The organism is Sphingopyxis sp. SCN 67-31, from assembly GCF_001725095.1.
Map to the genome: position 1 here is coordinate 136,271 of NZ_MEFH01000056.1, position 23,983 is coordinate 160,253.

The 23,983-nt window shown below is 68.7% G+C and carries 21 protein-coding genes; 5 read left to right on the forward strand and 16 right to left on the reverse strand.

The genetic code is table 11. From position 1 onward, the window contains the following. Window positions 1-64: 64 nt before the first annotated feature. The 7 genes from ABS88_RS10120 to glmM all read right to left on the reverse strand — a co-directional run bounded on the left by ABS88_RS10120 (window position 65) and on the right by glmM (window position 7,177). Window positions 65-1,204 carry a site-specific DNA-methyltransferase gene (locus ABS88_RS10120; RefSeq protein WP_076075175.1) on the reverse strand — a complete coding sequence of 380 codons (1,140 nt, stop codon included), beginning with the start codon at window positions 1,202-1,204 and terminating at the stop codon, window positions 65-67. A gap of 221 nt (window positions 1,205-1,425) precedes the next feature. Continuing rightward, window positions 1,426-2,445 (reverse strand): DUF2804 domain-containing protein, encoded by a 1,020-nt coding sequence (locus ABS88_RS10125; RefSeq protein ID WP_104960351.1) that lies wholly within the window; start codon window positions 2,443-2,445, stop codon window positions 1,426-1,428. A 273-nt stretch (window positions 2,446-2,718) separates the two neighbouring features. After that, window positions 2,719-3,615: an oxidoreductase gene (locus tag ABS88_RS10130; RefSeq protein WP_076075172.1), complete on the reverse strand. Its 897-nt coding sequence runs from the start codon at window positions 3,613-3,615 to the stop codon at window positions 2,719-2,721. Between the two features lie 15 nt (window positions 3,616-3,630). Next, window positions 3,631-4,188, reverse strand: a complete 558-nt coding sequence (rnhB, locus tag ABS88_RS10135) for a ribonuclease HII (RefSeq protein WP_076075169.1) — start codon at window positions 4,186-4,188, stop codon at window positions 3,631-3,633. Between the two features lie 130 nt (window positions 4,189-4,318). Beyond that, on the reverse strand, window positions 4,319-5,464 hold the full coding sequence (gene thiD, locus ABS88_RS10140; RefSeq protein ID WP_076075167.1) for a bifunctional hydroxymethylpyrimidine kinase/phosphomethylpyrimidine kinase: 1,146 nt from the start codon (window positions 5,462-5,464) through the stop codon (window positions 4,319-4,321). Window positions 5,465-5,486: 22 nt separating this feature from the next. After that, window positions 5,487-5,717 carry a DUF1272 domain-containing protein gene (locus tag ABS88_RS10145; protein WP_067107017.1) on the reverse strand — a complete coding sequence of 77 codons (231 nt, stop codon included), beginning with the start codon at window positions 5,715-5,717 and terminating at the stop codon, window positions 5,487-5,489. Window positions 5,718-5,839: 122 nt separating this feature from the next. Then, window positions 5,840-7,177, reverse strand: a complete 1,338-nt coding sequence (gene glmM, locus ABS88_RS10150) for a phosphoglucosamine mutase (RefSeq protein WP_076075164.1) — start codon at window positions 7,175-7,177, stop codon at window positions 5,840-5,842. Window positions 7,178-7,286: 109 nt separating this feature from the next. On the opposite strand from glmM, the gene ABS88_RS10155 reads away from it, so the two are divergent. Both ABS88_RS10155 and ABS88_RS10160 read left to right on the forward strand, forming a co-directional pair. Next, on the forward strand, window positions 7,287-8,537 hold the full coding sequence (locus ABS88_RS10155) for a dicarboxylate/amino acid:cation symporter (RefSeq protein ID WP_067107073.1): 1,251 nt from the start codon (window positions 7,287-7,289) through the stop codon (window positions 8,535-8,537). Next, the gene (locus tag ABS88_RS10160) at window positions 8,534-9,529 is read left to right on the forward strand and encodes an aldo/keto reductase (protein WP_076075162.1); all 996 of its coding nucleotides are present in this window, start codon (window positions 8,534-8,536) and stop codon (window positions 9,527-9,529) included. The genes ABS88_RS10155 and ABS88_RS10160 overlap by 4 nt, the downstream gene beginning before the upstream one ends. Here ABS88_RS10160 and ABS88_RS10165 read toward each other — a convergent pair. Genes ABS88_RS10165 through ABS88_RS10185 form a run of 5 tightly spaced genes read right to left on the reverse strand, consistent with a single transcriptional unit; the run spans window position 9,526 to window position 15,196 of the window. Then, window positions 9,526-10,068, reverse strand: coding sequence for a DUF1003 domain-containing protein (locus ABS88_RS10165; RefSeq protein ID WP_076077809.1), 543 nt, complete (start codon window positions 10,066-10,068; stop codon window positions 9,526-9,528). The genes ABS88_RS10160 and ABS88_RS10165 overlap by 4 nt on opposite strands. A gap of 25 nt (window positions 10,069-10,093) precedes the next feature. Continuing rightward, a complete protein-coding gene (locus ABS88_RS10170; protein ID WP_083675076.1) occupies window positions 10,094-10,795 on the reverse strand; it encodes an NnrU family protein in 702 nt (233 codons plus the stop codon). 39 nt (window positions 10,796-10,834) lie between these two features. Further along, window positions 10,835-12,136 carry an amidohydrolase family protein gene (locus tag ABS88_RS10175; RefSeq protein ID WP_076075159.1) on the reverse strand — a complete coding sequence of 434 codons (1,302 nt, stop codon included), beginning with the start codon at window positions 12,134-12,136 and terminating at the stop codon, window positions 10,835-10,837. After that, window positions 12,133-13,545: an amidohydrolase gene (locus ABS88_RS10180; protein ID WP_083675074.1), complete on the reverse strand. Its 1,413-nt coding sequence runs from the start codon at window positions 13,543-13,545 to the stop codon at window positions 12,133-12,135. The genes ABS88_RS10175 and ABS88_RS10180 overlap by 4 nt, the downstream gene beginning before the upstream one ends. A gap of 1 nt (window position 13,546) precedes the next feature. Then, the gene (locus ABS88_RS10185) at window positions 13,547-15,196 is read right to left on the reverse strand and encodes a peptide MFS transporter (protein ID WP_067107034.1); all 1,650 of its coding nucleotides are present in this window, start codon (window positions 15,194-15,196) and stop codon (window positions 13,547-13,549) included. Window positions 15,197-15,363: 167 nt separating this feature from the next. On the opposite strand from ABS88_RS10185, the gene ABS88_RS10190 reads away from it, so the two are divergent. Both ABS88_RS10190 and ABS88_RS10195 read left to right on the forward strand, forming a co-directional pair. Then, window positions 15,364-15,945, forward strand: coding sequence for a nitroreductase family protein (locus ABS88_RS10190; protein WP_076075154.1), 582 nt, complete (start codon window positions 15,364-15,366; stop codon window positions 15,943-15,945). A 71-nt stretch (window positions 15,946-16,016) separates the two neighbouring features. Next, on the forward strand, window positions 16,017-16,364 hold the full coding sequence (locus tag ABS88_RS10195) for a GntR family transcriptional regulator (protein WP_067183371.1): 348 nt from the start codon (window positions 16,017-16,019) through the stop codon (window positions 16,362-16,364). Window positions 16,365-16,394: 30 nt separating this feature from the next. Here the strand turns inward: ABS88_RS10195 and ABS88_RS10200 are convergent, their stop codons facing one another. The 4 genes from ABS88_RS10200 to ABS88_RS10215 are packed head-to-tail and all read right to left on the reverse strand — an operon-like array spanning window position 16,395 to window position 23,117. After that, entirely contained in the window at window positions 16,395-18,239 is a 1,845-nt protein-coding gene (locus ABS88_RS10200) for a tetratricopeptide repeat protein (RefSeq protein ID WP_076075151.1), read from the reverse strand. Continuing rightward, window positions 18,240-19,616 carry a PEP-CTERM-box response regulator transcription factor gene (gene prsR, locus ABS88_RS10205; RefSeq protein WP_076075148.1) on the reverse strand — a complete coding sequence of 459 codons (1,377 nt, stop codon included), beginning with the start codon at window positions 19,614-19,616 and terminating at the stop codon, window positions 18,240-18,242. After that, a complete protein-coding gene (prsK, locus tag ABS88_RS10210) occupies window positions 19,613-21,727 on the reverse strand; it encodes an XrtA/PEP-CTERM system histidine kinase PrsK (protein WP_076075146.1) in 2,115 nt (704 codons plus the stop codon). Before prsK ends, prsR begins: the two co-directional genes overlap by 4 nt. Window position 21,728: 1 nt before the next feature. Then, window positions 21,729-23,117, reverse strand: a complete 1,389-nt coding sequence (locus tag ABS88_RS10215; protein ID WP_067107056.1) for a TIGR03013 family XrtA/PEP-CTERM system glycosyltransferase — start codon at window positions 23,115-23,117, stop codon at window positions 21,729-21,731. A 124-nt stretch (window positions 23,118-23,241) separates the two neighbouring features. Here ABS88_RS10215 and ABS88_RS10220 point away from each other — a divergent pair, with 124 nt between their 5' ends. Beyond that, window positions 23,242-23,952 carry a helix-turn-helix domain-containing protein gene (locus tag ABS88_RS10220; RefSeq protein WP_083675073.1) on the forward strand — a complete coding sequence of 237 codons (711 nt, stop codon included), beginning with the start codon at window positions 23,242-23,244 and terminating at the stop codon, window positions 23,950-23,952. Window positions 23,953-23,983: the final 31 nt, after the last annotated feature.

Sequence of the window (23,983 nt, forward strand, 5' to 3'; positions counted from 1 at the left end):
TTTGTGGGGTTGAAGAGAAGGACCGCCCTTCGACAAGCTCAGGGCGAACGGATTTGGAGGATGGCTACGCCTCGTTTGCGAGCAGCCAGTCCTGCCGCACCGCGTCGATCACGCGCAGTTCCCGGCCATTGTCGAGGTGCCAGAAGGTCCAGCCGTTGCAGCTCGGCGCGCCCTGCACCGCCGCGCCGACCTTGTGAATCGAGCCCGCGGGCTGGCCGTCGCAATCGAGGCTGCCGTCGACGCGGACGGTCGCCTTCCAGCGCCGCTTGGCATCGGTGAGCCGCGAACCTGGCGCGATCATCCCGCATTCGACGAGCGTCCCGAAGGCGACGCGCGTCGCCGCCTTGGGCGCCATCATCGTCCGCACCGTGCTTTCGTCGAGCGGCAGCGCCATTTCGATGCGCTCCTTCGCCGCGGCGATATAGCCGTCCTCGCGCTCGATGCCGATGAAATGGCGGCCGAGGCGTTTCGCGACCGCGCCCGTCGTCCCGGTGCCGAAGAAGGGGTCGAGAACGACGTCGCCGGGGTTCGAGCAGGCGAGCAGGATGCGATAGAGCAGCGCCTCCGGCTTCTGCGTCGGGTGCACCTTGTGCCCGCCCTTCTTGAGCCGTTCCTGGCCGCCGCAGATCGGGATCAGCCAGTCCGACCGCATCTGCAATTCGTCGTTGAGCGTCTTCATCGCGCGATAATTGAAGGTATAGCGCGCCTTTTCGCCCATCGACGCCCAGATCAGCGTTTCGTGCGCGTTGGTAAAGCGCGTACCCTTGAAATTGGGCATCGGGTTTGCCTTGCGCCAGACGATGTCGTTGAGGATCCAATAACCCTGATCCTGCAGCGCGGTGCCGACGCGGAAGATGTTGTGGTAGCTGCCGATCACCCAGACGCTGCCATTGGGCTTCAGGATGCGGCGCGCCTCCGCGAGCCAGGCGCGGGTGAAGCGGTCATAGGTGCCGAGGCTGTCGAACTTGTCCCAATCGTCGTCGACCGCATCGACCTGGCTGCCGTCGGGGCGATGGAGGTCGCCGCCGAGTTGGAGGTTGTACGGCGGGTCGGCGAAGATCATGTCGATCGACGCGGCGGGCAGCGAACGCATCATCGCGATGCAATCGCCCTGCAGGATGCTGTCGAGCGGCAGGTCCGCGACGGCCTTCGCTGCCGCACGCTGCTTCGCGACCGGACCCTCGACCCGTTCCATCACACCCATGATCCGCCCCTGCTTCCGTTCGAAAGAAGGCCTTGATGAGTCCCGCGGAGTCCGCCGTCAAGCCCGGGATTCCGAGGAATCCGCCATCGGCGCGGCGCGGCGTGACGAGAACGAAAGGAGTCTGCCACGACATATGGAGTCCGCCGCGACTCGCAGACTCAACCACTGGTGGTGTGGCCGCGCGGACTCACCTGCAAAAAATTTTTTCGAATGGCGCGGCGCTACCAGCGGTTCCAGACCTTCTCCGCGAAGCCGGGCAGGTCGCGCACCGTCATCGGCGTGCCGTCGTCGAGGATCACGCGGCCCGAGAACCAGCCGAACACCTGGTCCTGCTCGGTCTTGACCATCCCCGCATCGACCTTTGCCCAGCGGTTGACCGCCGGCGCGAAATCCATCTCGAAGCGCCCGTCATTGCTGGTGAAGCGCCACGGCGCGCTGTCGGGCGCGCCGTCGGGCATGTGGAACGTCACCCGGTCGAGCTTGTGCGCGCGGCCATCGACGAACAGCATATTCTCGCTCGCCGCCGAGGTGTCGCCGAAGCCATAGCCGATGTTGAAGCCGAACGGCCGGCCGTCGACCAGTCCCGACGCCGATCCCCAGTACCAGACATTGTCATAGGTCCAGACGCCGCGCCCCCAGTCGAGCACCGCGAAGGCGCTTTCGGGAACGAAATCATGGCTTTCCGTTCCGACCCTCACTCGGCCTCGCGCCGGCATGCAGTTGATCTTCTGGTTATAATAGAAGGCGTGCGGATCGTCGGCGAAGGGCGTCGCGATCACCATCCGGTCCATGGGCGGCTGGTCGAGCCAGACCTCGCCCGACAGTCCGCGCCCATCGTCGAAGCCCGGCGCATGGACCGTCAGCCGCCGCCCGCCCGGTTCGTGGCGAAAGGCGAGTTCGAGACCGTCCTGCGCCTGGACGATGTCGCCGCGGTCGGCGCTGGCGGGAAGCGCCATGCTGCCCATCGGCTCGGCGATCAGGGCGCCGTGGTTGACGAAGCGCCGCCCGCGCAAATCCATCCACGACACGCCCAGAAAACCCGCATAGCCATTGTCTGCAACGGTCAGCGCGAGCCCGAACTCGCCATCGAGCACGCAATAATAGTCCCATTCCTTGATCCGCACCGGCTCCGCGCCGATCGCCGCGCGGTCGTAACGGCGGACCTCGCGCGTCGCATAGCCGGGGTCGATCAGCCGCCCCGCGGCATCGTGGAGCGGGCCCTCGCCCATCCTGTGTTGCATCGTCATCCTAGGTCACAGACCCATAATTTACGGGTTCGAGGCGTCGAAATGGCGAAGATATCGGGCTTGGGCGGATGCAGCGGGTAGCATCGCTACCCGCAAGGCCGCACGAGCCTGAGATCGAAGCCATTTCGGCGTCGCTTCGCGATTTGACCGATTTTGCCCATGGCTTCGTCGGCAAGTCTTGAAATATCGACATATTCCTGCGCCTTGCCTCCTCGCCCTGAGCAAAATCGCTTCAAACCTCGAACCCGTAAATTATGGGTCTGTGACCTAGAGCCCCGGATCGACGCCAGTCAGTTCGACCGAGCGGTCCCACAATTCGCGGGCGAGCCGGGGATCGCGCGCGCGGCCGGTCGCGCGCGCCGCGCCCGACGGCCCCGAAATCTCGCCCAGCCCCTGCGGCCCGACATAATCGCCGCCGCGCACCTTGGGGCCCGTCGCCGCCTGCAGCGTCGGCCAGGCACCGCGTGCGGCGCTGTTGAAGAAAGGGGTCGCCAGCGGCGTCATCGAGCGCAGCGGCCACGGCAGGTGCCGCGTCAATTCGGTGAGCGCGACGCCCGGATGGCAGCCGACGGCCTCGGTCGCCCGCCCCGCCGCGCGCAGCCGCCGGTCGAGCTCGAACATCGTCAGCAGATTGGCAAGCTTGCTCATCTGGTAGCGCGGCCAGCGAGAATAGCCGCGCGTCGCAGACAGGTCGCTGAAATCGATCTGACCTTCCTTGTGCGCGAGGCTCGCGGTGATGACGATACGGTGGTCGACATGCCGATGGAGCAGGCCGGTGAAGGCGAAGGTGCCGAGATGGTTCACCCCGAATTGCAGTTCGAAGCCCTGCTTCGTCAGCGTCCGTGGCGGGATCATCACCCCGGCGTTGTTGATCAGCCCGTGCAGGCGCGGGCCGTCCAGCACCGCCGCCGCCGCCTCGCGCACCCGGTCGAGGTCGGCGAGGTCGAGCGGCTGGAACGTCAGGTCGGCCTGCGGCACCTCGGCACGGATGTGCGCCATCGCCGCCTCGGCGCGCGCAGCATCGCGGCAGGCGAGGATCACATGCGCCCCGCGCGCGGCCAGCAGCTTTGCGGTTTCGAAGCCGATTCCGGCATTGGCCCCGGTGATCAGGAAGACACGCCCGGTCTGGGCCGACACATTGTCGGCCGTGAATCCGCTGCCCATCGCCCTCTCCCGCCGTCAGATCAGCGCCAGTTGCGCGACCGGCGCGAAACTGGAGCGGTGATGCGGCGTCGCGCCCAGCCGGCGCAGCGCCGCGAGATGCTCCGCGGTACCATAACCCATGTTGCGTTCCCAGCCAAAGCCGGGAAAGTCGCGCGCCGCCGCGACCATGATGCGGTCGCGATGCTCCTTGGCGATGATGCTCGCGGCGGAGATGCACGGATGCAGCGCATCGCCGCCGATCACCGCGTGCGCGCGATAGCGCCATCGCGGCAGCCGGTTGCCGTCGACCAGCACCTCGTGCGGGTCGCAGCCGAGCGATTCGACCGCGCGCGTCATCGCAAGGAGCGTCGCCTGAAGGATATTGATCGCGTCGATCTCGGTGACGCTCGCCTCGCCGACGCCCCAGCGGCAGCGCGCCTTGATCTGGATCTCCAGCTCGCCACGCCGCTTCGCGCTGAGCTTTTTCGAATCGTCGAGCCCGACGATGCCGCCGTCGCACAGGATCACCGCCGCCGCGACCACCGGCCCCGCGAGCGGCCCGCGCCCGGCCTCGTCGACGCCGACGATCAGCATGCCCCCTCCCGCTTGCGGGATGGGCAGCGAGACTTGCGAGCTTGCTCGCCAGTCGCAGCGGGGTGGGCCATCTCGGTGGCGAAAACTCGCTTCGCTCGCACCCACCCCCGCCCGCTTGCGGAAAGGAGGCTCATAGCCGCCACGGCGGATACCTCCGATACTCGCCCGCCTGATAGAGGCACAGGCTATTACCGGCGGGATCGGTCAGCCGCGCCTCGCGCCAGCCCCATTCCTCGTCGCGCGGCATGTGGTCGAAGCGCACCCCGCGCCGCGCGAGATAGGCAACCCAGGCGTCGAGCGCGCCGCTTTCGAGATAGGCCGTCGCGCCGCCCGCTGCCGCGGTCTCCCCGACATGGATCGACAGGGTAACGCCGTTCACCGCCTCGAAGCGTGCATAGCCGTTCGCGGGACTGTCGACGATCTGCGTCAGGCCCATCAGCTTGTAGAAGGCGACCGAGGCCGCATAATCCCGCGCCGGCAGCATGAACTGATTGAGCGCGGGGCCGGTGAACAGCCCGTCGTTGCGCACCGCCTGCTGCCCCATCGGGCCATGGCCTTCGCCCAATCCGGGCGCGGCGAGCAGCGACAGGCGCACGAAATCGCGCGCGCGCGCGATCGCGGGCTCCAGCGGCATGCCCTGCGCCAGCCCCGTCGCGATCGCGCTCGCCAGCGTGCAGCCGGTGCCATGGGTGTGCGGCGTGTCGATCCGCGGCGCCTCCCAGCGCGCGACCTCGCCGGCGTCGGGTTCGATCAGGCGGTCGGTCACGGTGTCGCCGTCGCCATGACCGCCCTTGGCGAGCAGCGCGCAACCGTGCGCGAGCACCGCCGCCTCACCGCCGAGCGCCGCCAGTTCATCGCGGTTCGGCGTCGCGACCGTCGCGCGATCGAGCAGCGCCTCGAAGGCGCGAATCGTCGCCGCATCGGCGAGCGCCGATCCACTTGTCGCGACCATCACCGGATCGAAGACCACCGCCGCACCGGCGAGGTCGGGCCGCGCAAGCCGGTCGGCAACCGCCGCCGCGGTCTGTGCGCTGCCGATCATGCCGATCTTGACCGCATCGACGCCGATGTCGGCCGCGACGCTGTCGATCTGCATCAGCACCATCTCGGCCGGTACCGCGTGGACGCCCTGCACGCCCATCGTGTTTTGCGCGGTGATCGCGGCGATCGCGGTCATCGCATGGCCGCCGAGCATCGTCACCGTCTTGATATCGGCCTGAATCCCGGCGCCGCCGCCGCTGTCGGAACCGGCGATGATCAGGACGCGCGCGGTCATCGGACGAACCCGAATATCGAAATCATCTTGCGCCCGGATGCCGCCGCTCGGTCGAGGCCGGGAACTTCGCCAGTGCCGCCCCTTCGCGCAGCGGCCGGTCGAGCAGGTCGCCACCGCAATTGGGACAGCGCTCGTCGAGTTTATCGGCACAGGTCGCGCAGAATGTGCATTCGAACGAGCAGATGAACGCGCCGTGGATATCGGCGGGCAGGTCGCGGCCGCAGCGTTCGCAATCGGGGCGCATTTCCAGCATATGATTGTTCCTTAACTTCCGTTTGCCCCGAGCTTGTCGAAGGGGGCCATTTTTCCTTCCCTGCTCTTAGAGAGAAGAACGGTGCTTCGACAAGCTCGGCACGAACGGAAACAAAAAAGCTTCTATTCCGCCGCGACGCGCACCGCGTCGCAGATCATGTCGACGACTCGCTCCACCTGTCCGGCGTCGTCGCCCTCGGCCATCACCCGGATGACGGGTTCGGTGCCCGAGGCGCGGATCACCAGCCGGCCCCTGTCCACCAACATCGCCTCGCCCTCGGCGATCGCCGCCGCGACCTGCGCATCCTCGAGCGGTTTGCCACCCGCGAAGCGCACATTCTTCAGCAATTGCGGCACCGGGTCGAACTGGTGGAGCAGCGCGCTCGCCGGCTTGCCGCTCGTGACCAGTTCCGCCAGCACCTGAAGCGCGGCGAGCGTGCCGTCGCCGGTCGTCGCATGGTCCGACAGGATCATGTGCCCCGACTGCTCGCCGCCGACGTTGAACCCGCCCTCGCGCATCCTTTCGAGGACATAGCGGTCGCCGACCTTGGTGCGGTCGAGCCGCAGCCCCTCGCCTTCGAGGAAGCGCTCGAGGCCGAGGTTGGACATCACCGTCGCGACGATGCCGCCGCCCTTCAGCCGCCCCTGCCGCGCCCAGCTCGCGCCGATCAGCGCCATGATCTGGTCGCCGTCGACGATCGCGCCCGCTTCGTCGACGACGATCAGCCGGTCGGCGTCCCCGTCGAGCGCGATGCCGATGTCGGCACCGCTCGCCACCACCGTTTCCTGCAACAGACCCGGCGCGGTCGAACCGCATTTGTCGTTGATATTCGTGCCGTTGGGGGTGACGCCGACCGCGATCACGTCGGCGCCGAGCTCCCAGAACACCGTCGGCGCGCTGTTGTACGCCGCGCCATTGGCGCAATCGAGCACGATCTTCAGCCCGTCGAGGCGCACCGCGGGCGGCAGACTGTTCTTTACCGCGTGGATATAGCGCCCCCGCGCGTCCTCGATCCGCTTGGCGCGCCCGATGTGCGCCGGCGCGGCGAGCGGCGGCTCGCTGGCGAGCAGCAGTTCGATCGCCGCCTCGTCGGCGTCGGACAGCTTGTAGCCGTCGGGGCCGAACAGCTTGATGCCATTGTCGTGGAACGGATTGTGGCTGGCGGAGATCATCACGCCCAGGTCGGCGCGCATCGACGGGGTCAGCATCGCGACCGCGGGCGTCGGCATCGGCCCGACCTGCACCACGTCCATCCCGACGCTGGTGAATCCCGCGACCAGCGCATTTTCCAGCATATAGCCCGACAGGCGCGTGTCTTTGCCGATCACCACCCGGTGCTTGTGCGTCCCGCGCAGGAAATGCGCCCCCGCCGCCATGCCGACGCGCATCGCGACCTCGACGGTCATCGGAACCTGGTTGGTCAGCCCGCGAATGCCGTCGGTCCCGAAAAACTTGCGCATGGCACCTCCGCTTCCTAATCGTCGGGATCAGATGCGAGCCCATCCCGCACAACCGGGACGGCCCTAAGTCACCCATTTTTGCTTGGCAAGCGGGCCAGGGGGTTTGAACGTGAAATCGGCATGGATCATCCTTTCGGCGCTGGTCGCCGGGATGCTGCTGGGGATCGGCATCGAAGGCGTTTCGCCGTCGGCGGCGCAGGCGTCGCTGCCGTTCGTCGAACCGTTCGGAACGCTGTGGCTCAACGCGCTCAAAATGACGATCATTCCGCTGATCGTCGCGCTGCTGATCACCGGCATCACCGCGACCGCCGACGCCGCGCGCGCCGGGGCGCTCGCCGCGCGCGCGGTGATGACCTTCCTCGGCGCCATCTTCCTGTCGGGGCTGATGTCGCTGATCATGACCCCGTTGCTGATCGAGCTGTTCCCGCTGTCGGCAGAGGCCGCCGCGGCACTTCGCCACGGGCTCGGCGGCACGGCGCAGACCGCGCCCTCGCCGACCTTCGGCGATTTCCTGCTGTCGCTGATCCCGACCAACCCGATCGCGGCGGCGGCCGAGACGGCGGTGCTGCCGCTGATCGTCTTCACCACCATCTTCGCCTTCGCGATCACCCGCATCGGCGAAGCGCAGCGCGCCCTGCTGTCGAACCTGTTCAAGGCGCTGGGCGACGCGATGCTCGTCGTCATCGGCTGGGTGCTCGCGCTCGCGCCCTTCGGCGTCTTCGCACTCGGCTATGCGCTCGCGGTCAAGGCGGGGGTCGCGGCGTTCGGCGGGCTGGTCCATTATGTGCTGATCGTGTCGGGCATCGGGGTATGCTGCGTCGTCCTGGGGCTGCTGCTCGCCTGGCTCGCCGTCGGGGTGCCGCTGCCGCGCTTCGTCCGCGCGATGGTGCCGACGCTGGCGGTGGCGATCAGCACGCAAAGCTCGCTCGCCTGCCTGCCCGCGATGCTCCAGGCGTCGGCCGAACTGGGCGTGCCGCCGAAAAAGGCCGACATCGTGCTGCCGCTCGCGGTCGCGCTGTTCCGCTTCACCAGCACCGCGATGAACCTGGCGGTCGTCGTCTATATCGCCTGGCTGTTCGGGATCGGGCTGACGCCGTGGACGATGGCGGTCGGCCTTGCGGTCGCGATGGCGGCGGCGCTGTCGTCGGTCAGCCTGCCCGGGTCGATCAGCTATGTGACCTCGATCGCCCCGATCGCGGTGTCGATGGGCGTGCCCGTCGCGCCGCTGGGGCTGCTCGTCGCGGTCGAGACCTTCCCCGACATCTTCCGCACCATCGGCAACGTCGTCGGCGACGTCGCCGCCACCAAATTCGCCGCCGACCGGGTCGACGACGCACCCGCAGAAGGAGTTTCGCCATGAAATACCGCACGCTCGGCAACGGCCTGACCGTCTCCGCCATCGGCATCGGCTGCATGCCGATGATCAAGGGCGGCAACATCCTCTACGGCGAGAATGCCGACATCGACGAATCGACGCGGACGATCCATCGCGCGATCGACCTGGGCGTGACCTTCTTCGACACCGCCGAAATCTATGGTCCCTTCAGCAACGAGGAACTGCTCGGCGAAGCGATCCGGGGCAAGCGCGAGGGACTCGTCATCGCGACCAAGTTCGGCTTCCGCTTCGAAGGTCAGCGGATCACCGGGGTCGACGGCAGCCCCGCCAACGCCCGCCGCGCCTGCGAAGGATCGCTGCGACGGCTCGGCATCGACACGATCGACCTCTTCTACCAGCACCGCGTCGATCCGGCCGTGCCGATCGAGGAGACCGTCGGCGGCATGATGGAGCTGGTGGCGGAAGGCAAGGTCCGCCACATCGCCTTGTCCGAGGCCGGCCCCGAAACGCTGCGCCGCGCCGCCAAGGTCGCGCCGATCACCGCCCTCCAGAGCGAATATTCGATCTGGGAGCGCGACGTGGAGGAGGAAATCCTGCCCATCTGCCGTGAGCATGGCATCGGCTTCATCCCTTATTCGCCGCTCGGCCGCGGCTTCCTGACCGGCAGCGTGCGCAGTCGCGACGACCTGCCCGAGCAGGACTGGCGCCGCAACGACCCGCGCTATTCGGACGAGAATCTGCCCGCGAACCTGCGGATCGTCGATGCGATCGCGGCGGTCGCGGCGCGGCATGGCGTCTCCAACGCGCAGGTCGCGCTCGCCTGGCTGCTCGCGCAGGGCGACGACATCGTGCCGATCCCCGGCACCAAGCGCCGCGTGACGATGGAGGACAGCGTCGGCGCGGCCGACCTGACGCTGACCGCCGACGACCTCGCCGCCATCGCCGCAGCAGCGCCGCGCGGCGGCACCAGCGGCCCGCGCTACGGCGAACAGGGCATGCGGATGGTGCGGCTTTAGGAGCGCCCCAACCCCTTCAGGTGCGTGTCGAGCCGTTCGGTCAGCGCGTCGACCTTGTCCATCAGCTCGGCGATGCGCATCTGGTCGATCTTCTCGTGCAGCCGCATGATCTCCAGCTCGGCGCGCAGGTTGATCTCGTAATCGAGCTTTTCGGTGAGGCGGTCCTTTGCCGCCTGCCGGTTCTGGCTCATCATGATGACCGGCGCCTGCACCGCCGCGAGCATCGACAGCATCAGGTTGAGAAAGATGAACGGATAGGGGTCGAAGGCGAGCCCCAGCCGGTCGAGCGCCTTCGAATTGATCAGCATCCATACGAACAGCACGCATGAAAAGGCGATGATGAAGCGCCACGAACCGCCCACCGCCGCGACCCGGTCGGCCAGCCGTTCGCCGAAGCTCGGCCGCGTCGCGCCGTCGTCGGCCTCGCCGATCGACTGGCTCGTCGGCGAGCGCTCGGCGATCGATCGGATCACCCGCTGCTCGGCCCGGTCGAGTTCGTCATAGGCGCAGCCGAGCAGGCGCAGCGACAGGTCGGACATTCTTTCGTCGCTGTTCACCGCGCCCTCACCCGATCCAGCGCCAGATGCCCGCCGCCATGAAGCCGAGCGCGCCGTGCGCCCAGGTCGCGGCGAGCCACAGCACGAAGCCACCGGCCAGCGCATGCGCGCGCGGGATCGCGTCGCCCCAGGGGGTGACGCCCGCGACCTGCCGCGCGAAGGGGACGAAGCTGGTGCGCGCCGCCCAGTGCCGCCACGCATCGCCCATCAGCCGCGCCTTCTTCACATCCTGCCCCGCCGAACCGACGAGCGCGAGAAAGGCGATCGCCGCCGACAGCACGAGTTGCCCCGGCGCCGGCATGACGAGCGCATGGGCGAGCGCCCACAGTGCAAAGCCCCACATCATCGGGTGCCGGGTGATCGCGAAGACGCCGCGCGGCGCCTTCTGCGCGGCAAAGGCGGCGCCGGGCGCGGGCAGCGCCGGATTGCCGATCAGCGATCCCATGAACAGGATGCTCGCGAACAGCACGAGCAGCGACGCCAGCGCCCACAGCGGATCGTCGACGGCCCACAGCGGCGGTTCGGGCGGCATGCCGCGCCACGCCTGCACGACCATCGCCAGCGTCGCGAAGGCGACGACCGAATAGACGATCTGGAAACCGCGCGGGCCGAGCCGCCCGGCCAGCGGGTCGCGCAGCGGATGCGAGAGCAGGAGGTGCGAACCGACGAAGAGCACGCAGGTCGTGATCAACAGCGACATCGGTTCCACGGGGTCGGTCTCCCTCCTGCGCGCCCTGCCGGCGCTACGTCATCGATCGTAGGCCTTGGGCAGCGCCCCTTCCTGCGGCGTGGCATAGCGGTCGCGCAACCGGTCCTGCCGCGTCGTCAACGACTGGCGCTTGCCGTCGATCCAGATCGCCGTCGGGCGGCTGCCGAGTTCGAGCGGGTCACGGTCCCAGATCACCACGTCGCCGACCCGGCCGGGTTTCAGCGACCCGATGGCGCCGTCCATGCCGATCGCGCGCGCCGGGGCGCTGCTGATCGCGGCAAAGGCCTGGTCCCAGCTCAGCCCGCTGGCTCCCGGCTGGCGGGTGAGCGCCACCAGATTGCCGGCATATTGCGTCGTATACCCCATTTTGTGCGCATCGTCGTCGTCGAACACGCCGACCGACACGTCGATCCCCGCCGCCTTCAGCCGCCCGGCGTTCGACTGCGTCGCGCCCAGCCGCTCGAAGCTGTCGGGCAGGTCGCTGAGCGGCGACAGGATCACCGGCACCTTCGTGGCGGCGATCTGCGGCGCCACCAGCCATCCCTCGGTCGCGCCGACGAGGACGAGCTTCAGCGCCGGGAAATCGCTCTTGAGCCCCAGCACGTTCAATATGTCGGCGGCGCGGTCGACGCGCACGAACAGCGGCGTCGTGCCGTCGATCACCCGCACCAGCGCATCGGCATCGGCGCGCTGGATCATCGCGTCATTGCCCCATTCGGCGAGCGCCGCGGGATTGCGCGCATAGCTGCGCGCCGCGAGCAATTGTTCGCGGAACAGCAGGAAGGTCGCGGCTCGGCTGCCGCCCGCCTTTGCCGACCCATCCTCGCCGAAGGCGACGAACTGCAAGGCGCGGGGCCGCGTCACCATGGCCATGTCATCGCCCAGGTCGACGACGGCGCCCTGCCCCGCGAACAGGTTGCTGCTGCCGCTCGGCGCGACGATCGCGCGGGTGACGCCCGCGGCGCGGTTCACCGCGACCGGCGAGCCCATCGGGTTGAGCGCGGGCGCAATGTCGAGCCCGGCCGAAAAGCGCGTGCGCGCCGCGGCGCGGTCGTTGGTGCCCGGCACGGCATCGACCTCGACCAGCCCGACGCGGCTGAACGCCGCGACGATCCCCGGCGTCACATAGCGGCCGCCGGCGTCGACCGCCTCTACCCCTGCGGGAACGGCGACACCCGCGCCGGCCGCGACGACCTTGCCGGCGCGCACGACGACGGTGCCGCCCTCGATCGGCGCGCTGCCGTCGCCGACGACGAGCTTGGCGTTGGTGATCGCGACATCCTGCGCCGCGACGGGCGAAGCCGCCACGATGGCGACGGAAAGCAGAAGCGCGCGCATCATTTCACATCTCCCTCGCCCGGCTGGCCCAGCTCGAAATCGCTCACCGGCCGCCGCTTGGGGTCCATCGCGTCGTACAGCAGCGCCCCGTCGACCCACACTTTTTCGGGGCGGGTATAGACGCTGAACGGATTGCCGTTCCACAGCACGACATCGGCCATCTTGCCGGGTTTCAGGCTGCCCGTCTTCGCCTCGATGCCCAGCGCCTTCGCCGGGTTGTAGGACAGCCAGGTCCACGCCTGCTCGTCGCTGATCTCGATCCCCATGCGGCGCCCGGCGGCAAGGCCCTTCGCCGCTTCCTGGTTGAGCCGCTGGATCTGGTTCGCGTCGTCCGAATGGACGATCGTGCAGGTGCCGGCCTTGTATACGAGCGGAATATTCTCCGGCACGCTGTCATAGGCTTCCATCTTGAAGCCCCACCAGTCGGCCCACAGCGCGGCGCAGATTCCCTCGCGCTGCAGCAGGTCGGCGATCTTGTAGGCCTCGACCGCGTGGTGGAAGGCCGCGACCTTGTAGCCGAACTCGTGGCTCATATCGATGACCTGCGCCATCTCGTCGGCACGATAGCAGTGGTTCTGTACCCGGATCTCGCCCGACAGCACCCCCGCGAGCGTTTCCATCGCCAGGTCGCGGTCGACCGTCTTGCCGTCGTCCAGCTTCTTCTTGTACGCCGCCGCCTTGGCCCAGGTCTGGCGATCGACCGCCATATTGCCCATGCGGGTCGACGGCATCCGGCCCTTGGCGCCATAAACGCGCTTCGGATTCTCGCCGCACGCCATCTTCAGCCCATAGGGTGCGCCGGGGAATTTCATGCCCTGCACGGTCCGCGCGGGCACGTTCTTGAGCACGACCGAGCGTCCGCCGATCAGGTTGGCGCTGCCCGGCAGGATCTGGAGCGTCGTGACGCCGCCGTTGGTGAGCGCGCGGCCGAACCCCGGGTCCTGCGGCCAGACGCTGTGCTCGGCCCACACCTCGGGCGTCGTCGGGCTGGTCGCCTCGTTGCCGTCCGAATGCGCGGGAACGCTGGGCGAGGGATAGTCGCCAAGATGGCTGTGGATGTCGATGATGCCGGGGGTCAGATACTTGCCCGTTCCGTCATAGACCGCGATGTCGGCCGGAATCGGCAGGTCGGCGCCGCCGATCGCCTCGACCTTGCCGTTGGTCAGCAGCACCGTGCCGTTGTCGATCCGCCCGCCCTCGCCGTCGAAGATCGTGACATTGCGCACCGCGGTCGCCTGCCCCGGATAGGGCTTGTAGGTCGAAGGATAGGGGTCCTTGTCGAACTTGGCGGGTTTGTCCGCCGTCGCCGCCGGCTTGTCGTTCGCCGACTCCACCGTGCCGTTCGACGCCGCGCATCCCGCGAACGCCAGCGACACCGCAGCCAGCAGGCTGCCCCTTACGCCCCTTGTCATATTATGCTCCCGGATTGGTAACAGGATGGACGCCGGCGCCCTGCGGCTCGGCCAGTTCCTCGGCGCCGGCCAGTTCGCCTTCGCGATCGCGCAGCGTGTCGAGGTGCATCCATTTCTTCACGATCGGCGACAGCGCGAGGACGACGACGCTCGCGCCGATGGTGATCAGGCCGATCTCCCAATAGATGCCGAGCGTCGCTTCCTTGGTCATGTCGCCGCTTTCGCCGCCGGTCGCCTCGCCGATCTTGCCCGCGACGAAATTGCCCACCGCAGTCATGTAGAACCACGCCCCCATGATCAGCGACGCCATGAACGACGGCGCGAGCCGGTTCATCGCGCTCAGCCCCACCGGCGACAGGCAAAGCTCGCCCGTGGTGTGGAGAAGATAGAGCAGGAAGACGAAGATCACCGGGGTCGCGACTTCCGGCGCAACGCTGTTCGCGCCCCAGACGAAGACGAGGAAGCCCGCGCCGACCTGCGCCAGCGCCAGCGCGAACTTCGCGGGCGCCGAGGGCTCCAGCCCGCGCTTGCCGAGCCATTGCCACAGCCCGGCAAAGACCGGCGCGAACAGGATGATGTAGATCGGGTTGATCGACTGGAACACCGACGCGGGCACCCCGCCCGTATCGACATAGCGGTCGGTATAGAGGTTGAAGCTGCCGCCCGCCTGTTCGAACAGGCCCCAGAACAGCGGGTTGAGCGCGATCAGGAAGAGGATGGCGAAGATGCGTTCGCGCGGTTCCTTGTCGAGCTTGAACGCCTGGAACAGCACCCAGCCGAGCAGCGAGAAGCCCGATACGACGAGCAGCGTCTGAATGACGTCCTGATACTGGACGAGCGCCCACATCACCGCGACCGCGGCGAGGCCGACGCCATAGACGGTCCATTCGGTCTGGCGCGACAGCGGCGCGGACGCCTCGCCGGCGCCGAGCAGCACCTTCTTGCCGAGCACGAAGACGATCAGGCCGGCGATCATGCCGATGCCCGCGAGGCCGAAGCCATAGGACCAGCCGACCTTCTGCCCCAGATAGCCGACGAGGATCGTGCCGAGCGCGGCGCCGACGTTAATCCCCATATAGAAGATCGTGTAGGCCGCGTCGCGGCGCAGGTCGGTCAGGCGATAGAGCTGGCCGACCATCACCGAGATATTGGCCTTCAGGAAACCCGAGCCGACGATGATCAGCGCGAGCGCGAGCCAGAAGATGTTGATCGCGGAATCGGCCTGCTTCGTCGCGGCGTCGGTGATGCCGTGGTCGCCTTCGAACGCCATGAAGAGATGGCCGAGCGCGAGCAGGACACCGCCGAACAGCACCGCCTTGCGCTGCCCCAGATAGCGGTCGGCGAGATAGCCGCCGAGCACCGGGGTGATATAGACGAGCGCGGTATAGGCGCCATAGATCAGGTTCGACTTGCCGTCGGAGAACAACCAGTGCTGCGTCAGGTAGAAGATCAGCAGCGCGCGCATGCCATAGTAGGAGAAACGCTCCCACATCTCGGCGAAGAAGAGCATGTAGAGGCCCTTCGGGTGCCCGGCGAACTCGGGCTTTCTGCTGCCCGCGATGAGCGCGCCGATGCTCAGGAAGACGCCGAGGATGACCAGCGCGATGACCGCGATCCAGTCCCCCTCGTCCCACAAGGCCATGTCTTTCATGCGCGCGCGTCCCTTTTCCCTGTTTCGTATACCGCGGCCCCTCCGCCGCGCGAATGCGACAACCTAGCGCGAAAATTGCGTATGGAAAGAATCTAATTGCGCGCGTAACCAGTCCGGGCCGTGGCGCGCTCTTGCGAAAGCTTCGCAAAAAGCCCACATGCGCGGGCATGTTCAACGACACCTCCTCGCTGCTCGCCCATCTTTCGACACGCCGTTCGGGCAAGGCGCGCGACATGGTCGCGCCGGGTCCCGATGCCGCGCAACTGCGCGCGATCCTGTCGCTCGCCCTGCGCACGCCCGACCATGGCAAGCTCGCCCCGTGGCGCATCGTCACCGTGGCGGACAGCCAGCGCGATGCCTTTGCGGCGCTGCTGAAGCGGGCGTGGATCGACGAGCATCCGGGCGCCGAGGGGATGGACCTGTCCGCGCTCGACCAGTTCGCGCATCAGGCGCCAACGTTGCTGGTGCTGCTCTCCACGCCGGTCGCCGACAGCAAGATTCCGCGCTGGGAACAACAGATGTCGGCGGGCGCGGTCGGCATGAACCTGCTCCACGCGGCGCATGCCCATGGCTTCGTCGGAAGCTGGCTGACCGGCTGGGCGGCCTATTCCCCGCCGGTCGCGGCGGCGTTCGGCGCGCGCGAGGGCGATACGATCGTCGGCTATTTCTTCCTGGGCACGCCGGCCAGGCCGCTCGATGAACGGCCGCGACCGGAATATGGCGATGTCGTCCGCGACTGGGACATATAGTTTCGCCATCGAAAAGCATCGCGCAAGGATCGCAATTTGACTGTGATGCTGTCTTATGGCATTAAGTCGGCATGCTCGATCAATCGAAACCGGTCTACCAGCGGCTGCGCGATGTCATCGCCAACGCGATCCTCGACGGCACCTATCGCGATGGCGACATGCTGCCGTCGGTCCGCTCGCTCGCGGCGGAGGAAGGCGCCAATCCGCTGACCGTCGCCAAGGCCTATCAGACCTTTCAGGACGAGGGGCTGGTCACGGTGAAGCGCGGCGTCGGCATGTTCGTCGCCGAGGGGGCGACCGACCGGCTGCGCACCCTGATGCGCGAGGATTTCCTGACCAACATCTGGCCGCCGGTCGCGCAGCAGATTCGCCGCATCGGCCTCGACGCACGCGCGCTGCTCGACCTGACCGACGCCTGATTCGCCGGCTCGCCGGTCGCGGCGCGATGCTCAGCGCCCGATCTGGTCGGCCTTGTCGCGCAGGTCCTCCGCCGCCTGCCGGTCGCCCTGGCGTTTGAGCAGGTCGGCATAGATCAGCATGATATCGCCGTTCAGCGGCTGGAGCCGGTAGGCGAGCGCGATCAGCGGCAGCGCGCGGTCGTCGCGGTCCTTCGCGGCCCACGCGCGCGCCAGCTCGCGCAGGATCACGACGTCGCGATTGCCGATGCGCCGGCGGACGCGTTCGAAATGCGCGATCGCCTGGTCCCAATGCTCGAGGTCCATCGCAAGGTGCCCGGCCAGCCGGTCGGCGGCGATGCTCGACGGCTGGCTGTCGCGCAATGCGAGGATCGCGGCGCCCGACCCCGCGGGATCGTTCGCGCGGTATAGCGCATTGGCGAGGCGCAGCGTCGTCCGCTCGCTCGCGTCGAGGTCGCGCGCCTTGCGATAGGCTTCGATCGCCAGCTCATATTGCCCGCCCGCCATCGCGGCGTCGCCCAGCAGGATATGCGCGTCGGCGACCCCCCGATTCGCATCGCGGAGCGCCCGCGCGCGATTGATCGCCGCGCCGCCGCGCCCCCGTTCGATGTCCGCGCCGATGGCGGGGATCACCTTCGCCGGGTCGAGCGGCGCGGCGTCGGCGCGCATCGCGACGAGCCCATAGTCGTCGTCGACCGCAAAGGGCGCCGCATCGCCCCGCGTCAGCGCGGCCGCGCGCGCCATATAGCCCGCCGATGCCGCGCGCGCGCCCTGCTCTGCGGCGACGCGCGCCGCGAGCAGCAGCGACCAGCTGTCGGCATCGGCGCGCGCCACCAGCGGCGCCAGCGCCTCGCCGGCGCCGTCGGCATCACCATCGGCCCAGTTCGCCGCCGCCAGCATACGCCGCGCCGTCCCGTTGTCGGGCTGCGCCATCAGCAGGCGCTCGGCCCAGCTCGCCGCCACCGCCTCGCCGCCGAGCTGCAACTCGACGACCGCGCTGAGCAGCATGAAGCCGGGCTGATCGTCCATCTCGCCGCGCGTGCGCTGCAACAGGCTGCGCGCCAACTGGTAATCGTCGGCGCGCGCGGCCAGCACCGCCTGCAGATAATAGAGGCGCGGATCGCCCGGCGTGACCGCCGCGGCGCGGCGCAGCGCCGCGAGCATGTCGCGGTAGCGCCCGAGATCGCCGAAGGTCGCGGCCTGGTCGATCAGCGCCCCGGCATTGTCGGGGTCGATCGCCAGCGCCTTGTCGTACCAGGACAGCGCGGCGACCAGGCCCTGCTGCGTGCGCACCAGATTGGCCTTCAACGCCAGCGCCCCGCTGTTCTGCGGATCGAGTTCGATCGCATAGTCGACCGCGTCGCGCGCGCCGAGCGTGTCCGCATTGGCGTCGCGAAAGCGCGCGACGTCGACCCACAGCGCCGATTCGCGCGGCAGTTCGCGCACCGCGCGGTCGAAGGCATCGCGCGCCGCGCCCAGGTCGCCATTGTCGAGATGGACGTCGCCCGCCACCCACGCCGCCTCGCCGATCGCCTCGGGCGCGATCGGGCCGGCGTCGAGCGTCTGCAGCGCCCGCCGCCCGTCGCCCTGCATCGCATAGGCGCGCGCGAGCAGCGGGCGCAGCACCTCGGCATTGCCCCCCGCCGCGAGTGCGGCCTTGACCGCGGCTTCGGCGGCGACGCCGTCGTGCAGCGCGATCGCGACGCGCGCCAGTTCGGTCCGCGCGTCGAGCGCGGCGGGGTCATCGGCGATGGCATCGCGCAACTCAGCGCGGCGTTCCTCGAGCGTCGCGCGCGGGTCCTGCGGACGCGGACCCCCGCACCCCGCGAGCAGCGCCGCCCCGCACAGCGCGCCGATCCAGGCCCCCCGGACGCGCATTCACCCCTGCATCTGATATTGCTTGAGGAGGTCGTAGAGCGTCGGACGACTGATCCCGAGCAGCTTCGCCGCCAGCGAAATATTGCCTTCGCTCTGCGTCATCGCGCGGCGGATCGCGACCCGGTCCGCCGCCTCGCGCGCGCTGCGCAGGTTCAGATAGGCCTCCTCGCCCCCGTCGCCCGCCGCCGCCATGTCAAGGTCGTCGCGGGTGACGAGCTTGCCGTCGGCCATGATGACGGCGCGCTTGATCCGGTTTTCGAGCTCGCGGACATTGCCCGGCCACCGCCCCTCGTCGATCGCCTGCAGCGCGTCGGGCGCAAAGCCGCGGACGCCCGAGTTCATCGCCGGCGCATATTGGTGGAGGAAATGCCGCGCGAGCAGCACCGCGTCGCCCGGACGTTCGGCGAGCGCGGGAATCCGCACCACCATCTCGGCCAGCCGGTAATAGAGATCGTCGCGAAAGCTGCCCGCGGCGATCATCGCGTCGAGGTCGCGGTGCGTCGCGCAGACGATACGCGTGTCGACCGCGATCGGCTTGCGCCCGCCGATGCGCTCGATCGTCCGCTCCTGCAGAAAGCGCAGCAGCTTGACCTGCAACGGCAGCGGGATGTCGCCGACCTCGTCGAGAAACAGGGTGCCGCCGTGCGCCAGTTCGATCTTGCCCTCGGTCGTCTTGACGGCGCCGGTGAAGGCCCCCTTCTCATGCCCGAACAGCTCGCTTTCAAGCAGATTCTCGGGAATCGCGGCGCAGTTGATGGCGACGAAGGCGCCGTCGCGGCGCGGGCTCGCCTCGTGCAGGCCGCGCGCCAGCAACTCCTTGCCGGTGCCGCTCGCGCCGAGCAGCATGACCGAAACGTCGAGCCCGGCGACGCGCTCGATCGTGCGCGCGACCTTCAGCATCTCGGGCGCGCCGGTAATCATGCCGCCGAGGACGCGGTTGTCGTTCGCGCCCTCGCCCGCGAGCCGGGCATTCTCGGCCTCCAGATCGTGGACATGAAAGGCGCGGCGAACGATCAGGCCCAGTTCCTCTATGGCGATCGGCTTCTGATAGAAATCCCAGGCGCCGCTCGCAATCGCTGCCAGCGCGCTCGCGCGTTCGCCGTGCCCCGACACGACGATCACCTTCGTATCGGGTTTCATTTCGAGGATCGCTTTCAGCAGGCGAAACCCCTCGCGCGTGCCGTCTGCGTCGGGCGGCAGGCCCAGGTCGAGCGTGACCACCGCCGGCTCCTCGGCGCGCAGCAGGTCGATCGCGGCGTCATGATCGCCCGCGATCAGCACGCGATAATCGTCATAGGCCCATTTGAGCTGCGCCTGCAGGCCGGGATCGTCCTCGACCACCAGCAGCGCACGCGGCTCCCCCCCCCTGTCGCTCATCGCGTCGCCACCTTCGTCATCATCGTTCCGGTCGCTTCATCCGCCGCCGCGCCGCCGGCAAGCGGCAGCCACAGCGTGAACCGGCTTCCCTCTCCCGGCTCGCTCGAAACGTCGATCATGCCCCCCATCGCCTGCGCGATCTGCAATGCCTCGAACGCGCCGAGGCCGAAGCCGCCCTCCTTGGTCGATACGAAGGGCTTGAACAGTTCGTCGCGGATGAAGGCGCGGCTCATCCCCGCGCCGCGGTCGATCACGTCGATCCGCACCCGCCCCTGCTCGCTCGCCGCGACAAGCTGCACGGTGGCGCCCTTGGGCGAGGCGTCGAGCGCATTGGCGGCGAGCTGCTCGACGATCTGGGCGATCGCCGCGCCGTCGCCGCGCGCGGCGAGCCCGGCATCGCAGCCCACGAACAGGTCGCCGCGCGGCCGCAGCCCGGCCGCCACATCGGTCAGGATCGGCTCGACCAGCACGCGCTCGACGCTCGCCGCCCGCGCGCGCTCGCGCGGTGCCAGCCGGGTCAGAAGATCGCTGAGCCGCCCCGCGGAGATTGTCAGCGTCTCGACCATGTCGGCGCGGAACGCGGGCTTGTCGGCGTGGCGCTCGGCATTGCGCGCGAGCAGCGAAAGCTGGCTCGCCAGATTCTTGATGTCGTGCATGATGAAGGCGAAACGGCGGTTGAACTCGTCGAAGCGGCGCGCCTCGGAAAGCGCCTGCTGGCTCTGCGATTCGGCCAGGTAGCTCGCCGCCTGCTGCCCCGCGATCCGCAGCACGTCGAAATCCTCCCAGTCGAGCGCGCGCAGCGCGGGCGGGCGGTGCAGCACGGCGACCGCGATCATGCGCTGAAAATGCAGCAGCGGGACGACGACCCAGGCACGCGCATCGGCGATCAGCCAGTCGGGCATCGCCAGCGCCTCGGCATCGTCGGCGCGCCCGTGGCGCACCGCTTCGAGGTCGACGATATGCTGTGTTTCCTGCAACATGAAGGCGGTGCGCAGCGGCAGCCGTGCATCCTCGTCGATCGCGACGGGCCAGCCCCAATGCTCGGCGACGTGAAAGCCGCCCTGCGCGTCGGGCAGCATCAGCAGCGCCGCCGGGCTTCCCGTCAGTTCGGCCAGCGCCTTGGCCACGCGCCGATGCAGGCTGGTGCCCCCCTCCTCGACCTGCGCCAGCGTCGCGGTGAAGCGCATCCATTCGGACCGATAGTCGTAGCGATGCTCGAAGAAATGCTTGCTGATCGTGACCGACAGCCACGCGCGCGCGCGCGCCGATGCGAACAGCAGCCCGCCCGCGCCGAGCGCGACGAGCAGGAAAAGGCTTTGCGCAAGCTCGCCATAATCCCCGCCGACCAGCCGCGCCACGGCGCCCGCCAGCGCGATCAGGATCAGATAGGCGGCGCCGCCGACGAGCAGGACGGCGCGCATCGCGGCGGGCCGCGACAGCCGCATCCGCTCGCGCCCGATGTCCATCGCGGCGATGACGAAGGTGGGCAGGATCAGCAGCGCTACGGCCGGGACGAGCGCGATCAGCGTCGAGGCGCGCTGCCCGGTCAGCGTGCCGATCAACTGGATATTGAGCTCATAGGCCCACAGCATCGCGAAGCCCCCCGCGACGGCAAGGGTCGGCATCCGCATCCGGCCGCCGGCGTGGCGGGCGCCGCCGTCGATCAGCAGCAGCCCGCCCGACGCCACGACCATCGCGACGATCGTCAGCGTCGGCTTCAGCCACGCCGCCGCGGTGCCGCCGTCGTGGAGCCATGCGGCCGCGCCGCCCGCCAGCATCGCGAGACAGAGCGCCGCAAGCAGCCGCTGGATCAGGCGCAGCGCTTGCGAGGTCGGCGCCGCCGCGGTCCGAAACGTCCCGGCGAGCCAGCCAAGGATCGCCAGGTCGCGCAGCGCCTGTGCCGCGAGCGTCGGCGGCGACCCCGCGCCCGACAGATATAGCGCGGCGCACCAGAGCGCCATCGCCGCCGCCGCGATCGTCAGCCGCCCCGGCGCCGGCATCAGCACCGCCATGCGCGCGCGCGGACGCGTCAGCAGCCAGATCAGCGCGCCGACGAAGCCGAGCAGCGCCAGACCCGCCAGCAGGTCCGACAGGGCCGACAGCGCCCCCATGTCAGCGGGCCCCCTCCGGCCACAGCACGACGCGCACCGTCTGGAGCAGGATCAGCAGGTCGAGGAAGGGCGAATAATTCTTGGCATAGTAAAGGTCGTATTCGAGCTTCACCCGCGCATCCTCGACCGACGCGCCATAGGGATAATTGATCTGCGCCCAGCCGGTGAGCCCCGGCTTCACCATGTGCCGCTCGGCATAATAGGACAGCTCGCGTTCGAGTTCGGCGACGAAGCCCGGCCGTTCGGGGCGCGGGCCGACGATGCTCATCTCGCCCTTGAGCACGCACCAGAGCTGCGGCAGTTCGTCGATGCGCAGCTTGCGGATGACATGCCCGACGCGGGTGACGCGCGGGTCGTTCTCGCTCGCCCAGACCGCCTGCCCCGCCGCCTCGGCATCGGTGCGCATCGACCGGATCTTCCAGATCCGGTACGGCTCGCCGAACAGGCCGACGCGCGACTGGCCATAGAAGGCGGGTCCGCGGCTGTCGATCTTCACCGCGATCGCCGCGATCAGGATCAGCGGCAGGCCGACCACCAGCACCGCGATGCTAGCGATGATATCGAATATCCGCTTGCCGACGCGCGAGATTCGCTGCCCCGCCGAAAAACCGTCGGAAAAGATCAGCGCGCTGGGGTTGGTCGTCGCCAGATCGACGCGCCCCGTCTCGCGCTCGATGAAGCTCGCGATGTCGTTGACATGGACCCCCGCGGTCTTGACGCGCAGCAGGTCGGCAAGCGGCAGCGCGCCGCGCCGTTCCTCCATCGCCAGCACGACCTCTCCGGCGCCGAGCGCGACGACATGCTCCGACAGATTGTCGATCGCCTCGCGCGGCACCGCGTCCTTCACCTTGCGCTCGATGTCCGACATGGCGACGAAGCCGACGATCGCGATGCCGCTGCCGGGCGCATCGGCCAGCGCCTGCAGCCGCGCCGCGCGAGTGCCGGCGCCGAGCACCAGGATGCGCCGCTTGAAGGTCTCCGCGCCCGCCACCCGCGTCATGCCCAGGCGGATCAGGAACAGCGCCGCGATCGCCAGCGCCATCGCATACAGGCTGTTCACCCGCCACAGCGTCGCGGTCGGCAGCAGGAAGCCGACGACCGAGAGGAAGATGACCCCCAGCGAGATCGCCGCGAGCAGCCGCGCGGTCGCGAACCGCATCGATCGCAGCGCCTCCGACCCGTACATCCCGGTCGCCATCAGCGCGAGCGCGTTGGCGAGCGCGAAGGTCGTCAGCGGCAGCCACCGTCCGGCCAGCCTCCCGGCGTCAAAATCGGCGAAATGGGCATAGAGATGCCACGCCGCCTCCGCCGATCCCAGCAGCGCCAGGAACTCGATCAGCGCCAGCCAGACGACCGCATGCGGCACATAATGCTTGAACAGACGGAACATGGAGTGCGGCGAACCCTTTCGTCGCGCGATTCTAGCGGAGAGGCGTCAACTGTCGGTTAATTTTACACTTGTCGCCGGGCTATTCGGGGATGACCGCCGATGCGTCAAACGATAGACCGCAGCGATGATCGCGCGCCCATCCTTCGCCGCCGCACCATTGGGCCTGCTCGCCCACGTACCGAACGAACTGCGCGGTCGCCATTGTCACGACACGGCCTATGTCGCGATCGTCCTCGAAGGCGGCTATCAGGAAGCCGGCGACGAGGGTCGTTTCGACGTGGGGCCGGGCGACGCGCTGATCCACCATGACTTCGAATCGCATCTGGACCGGGTCGAGGCGCGAGGCGCGCGCGTGCTGATCCTCGACCTGCCGCCCACGCTCGCTGGCGCGCCGCACGTCCGCGGACGGGTGCGCGATCCCGATGCACTGGTTCGTTTCGCGAGCCGCGACGCCGCGGCGGCAGCGGCACTGCTCGTCGAGGATTTCACCGCCCTGCCGGCGGCCGCGCGCGACTGGCCCGACCTGCTCGCTCGCGACCTGCGGGCACTCACCCCTTTTGCACTCGCCGATTGGGCGGAGATGCACGGCGTGCGGGCCGAAACGCTGAGCCGGGGGTTCCGCGTCGCCTATGGCTGCACGCCCAAGGCCTATCGCGCCGACGTCCGCGCCCGCGCGGCGCTCGCCGCCGCCCGGGCGAGCGGCGAATCCTTCGCCGCCATCGCGCACCGGCTGCATTTCACCGATCAGGCGCACATGACCAGGGCCGTTGCGCGCATCAGCGGCGTCACGCCCGGCCGGTGGCGCGCGCGTCAACTGATTACAATACAGCGCTGACCGGGGCGGCTAGAACGATCTCCGACGCTTT

What these genes read in the sequence shown, in the direction of transcription:
- ABS88_RS10145 (WP_067107017.1), bottom strand. Translation starts at nt 5,717, where the DNA reads ATGCTGGAAATGCGCCCCGATTGCGAACGCTGCGGCCGCGACCTGCCC.
- ABS88_RS10175 (WP_076075159.1), bottom strand. Translation starts at nt 12,136, where the DNA reads ATGATGCGCGCGCTTCTGCTTTCCGTCGCCATCGTGGCGGCTTCGCCC.
- thiD (WP_076075167.1), bottom strand. Translation starts at nt 5,464, where the DNA reads ATGACCGCGCGCGTCCTGATCATCGCCGGTTCCGACAGCGGCGGCGGC.
- ABS88_RS10185 (WP_067107034.1), bottom strand. Translation starts at nt 15,196, where the DNA reads ATGAAAGACATGGCCTTGTGGGACGAGGGGGACTGGATCGCGGTCATC.
- ABS88_RS10165 (WP_076077809.1), bottom strand. Translation starts at nt 10,068, where the DNA reads ATGTCCGACCTGTCGCTGCGCCTGCTCGGCTGCGCCTATGACGAACTC.
- rnhB (WP_076075169.1), bottom strand. Translation starts at nt 4,188, where the DNA reads ATGCTGATCGTCGGCGTCGACGAGGCCGGGCGCGGGCCGCTCGCGGGG.
- prsR (WP_076075148.1), bottom strand. Translation starts at nt 19,616, where the DNA reads ATGAGCGACAGGGGGGGGGAGCCGCGTGCGCTGCTGGTGGTCGAGGAC.
- ABS88_RS10200 (WP_076075151.1), bottom strand. Translation starts at nt 18,239, where the DNA reads ATGCGCGTCCGGGGGGCCTGGATCGGCGCGCTGTGCGGGGCGGCGCTG.
- ABS88_RS10220 (WP_083675073.1), top strand. Translation starts at nt 23,242, where the DNA reads ATGATCGCGCGCCCATCCTTCGCCGCCGCACCATTGGGCCTGCTCGCC.
- ABS88_RS10160 (WP_076075162.1), top strand. Translation starts at nt 8,534, where the DNA reads ATGAAATACCGCACGCTCGGCAACGGCCTGACCGTCTCCGCCATCGGC.
- ABS88_RS10125 (WP_104960351.1), bottom strand. Translation starts at nt 2,445, where the DNA reads ATGCAACACAGGATGGGCGAGGGCCCGCTCCACGATGCCGCGGGGCGG.
- prsK (WP_076075146.1), bottom strand. Translation starts at nt 21,727, where the DNA reads ATGGGGGCGCTGTCGGCCCTGTCGGACCTGCTGGCGGGTCTGGCGCTG.
- ABS88_RS10120 (WP_076075175.1), bottom strand. Translation starts at nt 1,204, where the DNA reads ATGGGTGTGATGGAACGGGTCGAGGGTCCGGTCGCGAAGCAGCGTGCG.
- ABS88_RS10215 (WP_067107056.1), bottom strand. Translation starts at nt 23,117, where the DNA reads ATGTTCCGTCTGTTCAAGCATTATGTGCCGCATGCGGTCGTCTGGCTG.
- glmM (WP_076075164.1), bottom strand. Translation starts at nt 7,177, where the DNA reads ATGCGCAAGTTTTTCGGGACCGACGGCATTCGCGGGCTGACCAACCAG.
- ABS88_RS10195 (WP_067183371.1), top strand. Translation starts at nt 16,017, where the DNA reads ATGCTCGATCAATCGAAACCGGTCTACCAGCGGCTGCGCGATGTCATC.
- ABS88_RS10190 (WP_076075154.1), top strand. Translation starts at nt 15,364, where the DNA reads ATGTTCAACGACACCTCCTCGCTGCTCGCCCATCTTTCGACACGCCGT.
- ABS88_RS10180 (WP_083675074.1), bottom strand. Translation starts at nt 13,545, where the DNA reads ATGACAAGGGGCGTAAGGGGCAGCCTGCTGGCTGCGGTGTCGCTGGCG.
- ABS88_RS10130 (WP_076075172.1), bottom strand. Translation starts at nt 3,615, where the DNA reads ATGGGCAGCGGATTCACGGCCGACAATGTGTCGGCCCAGACCGGGCGT.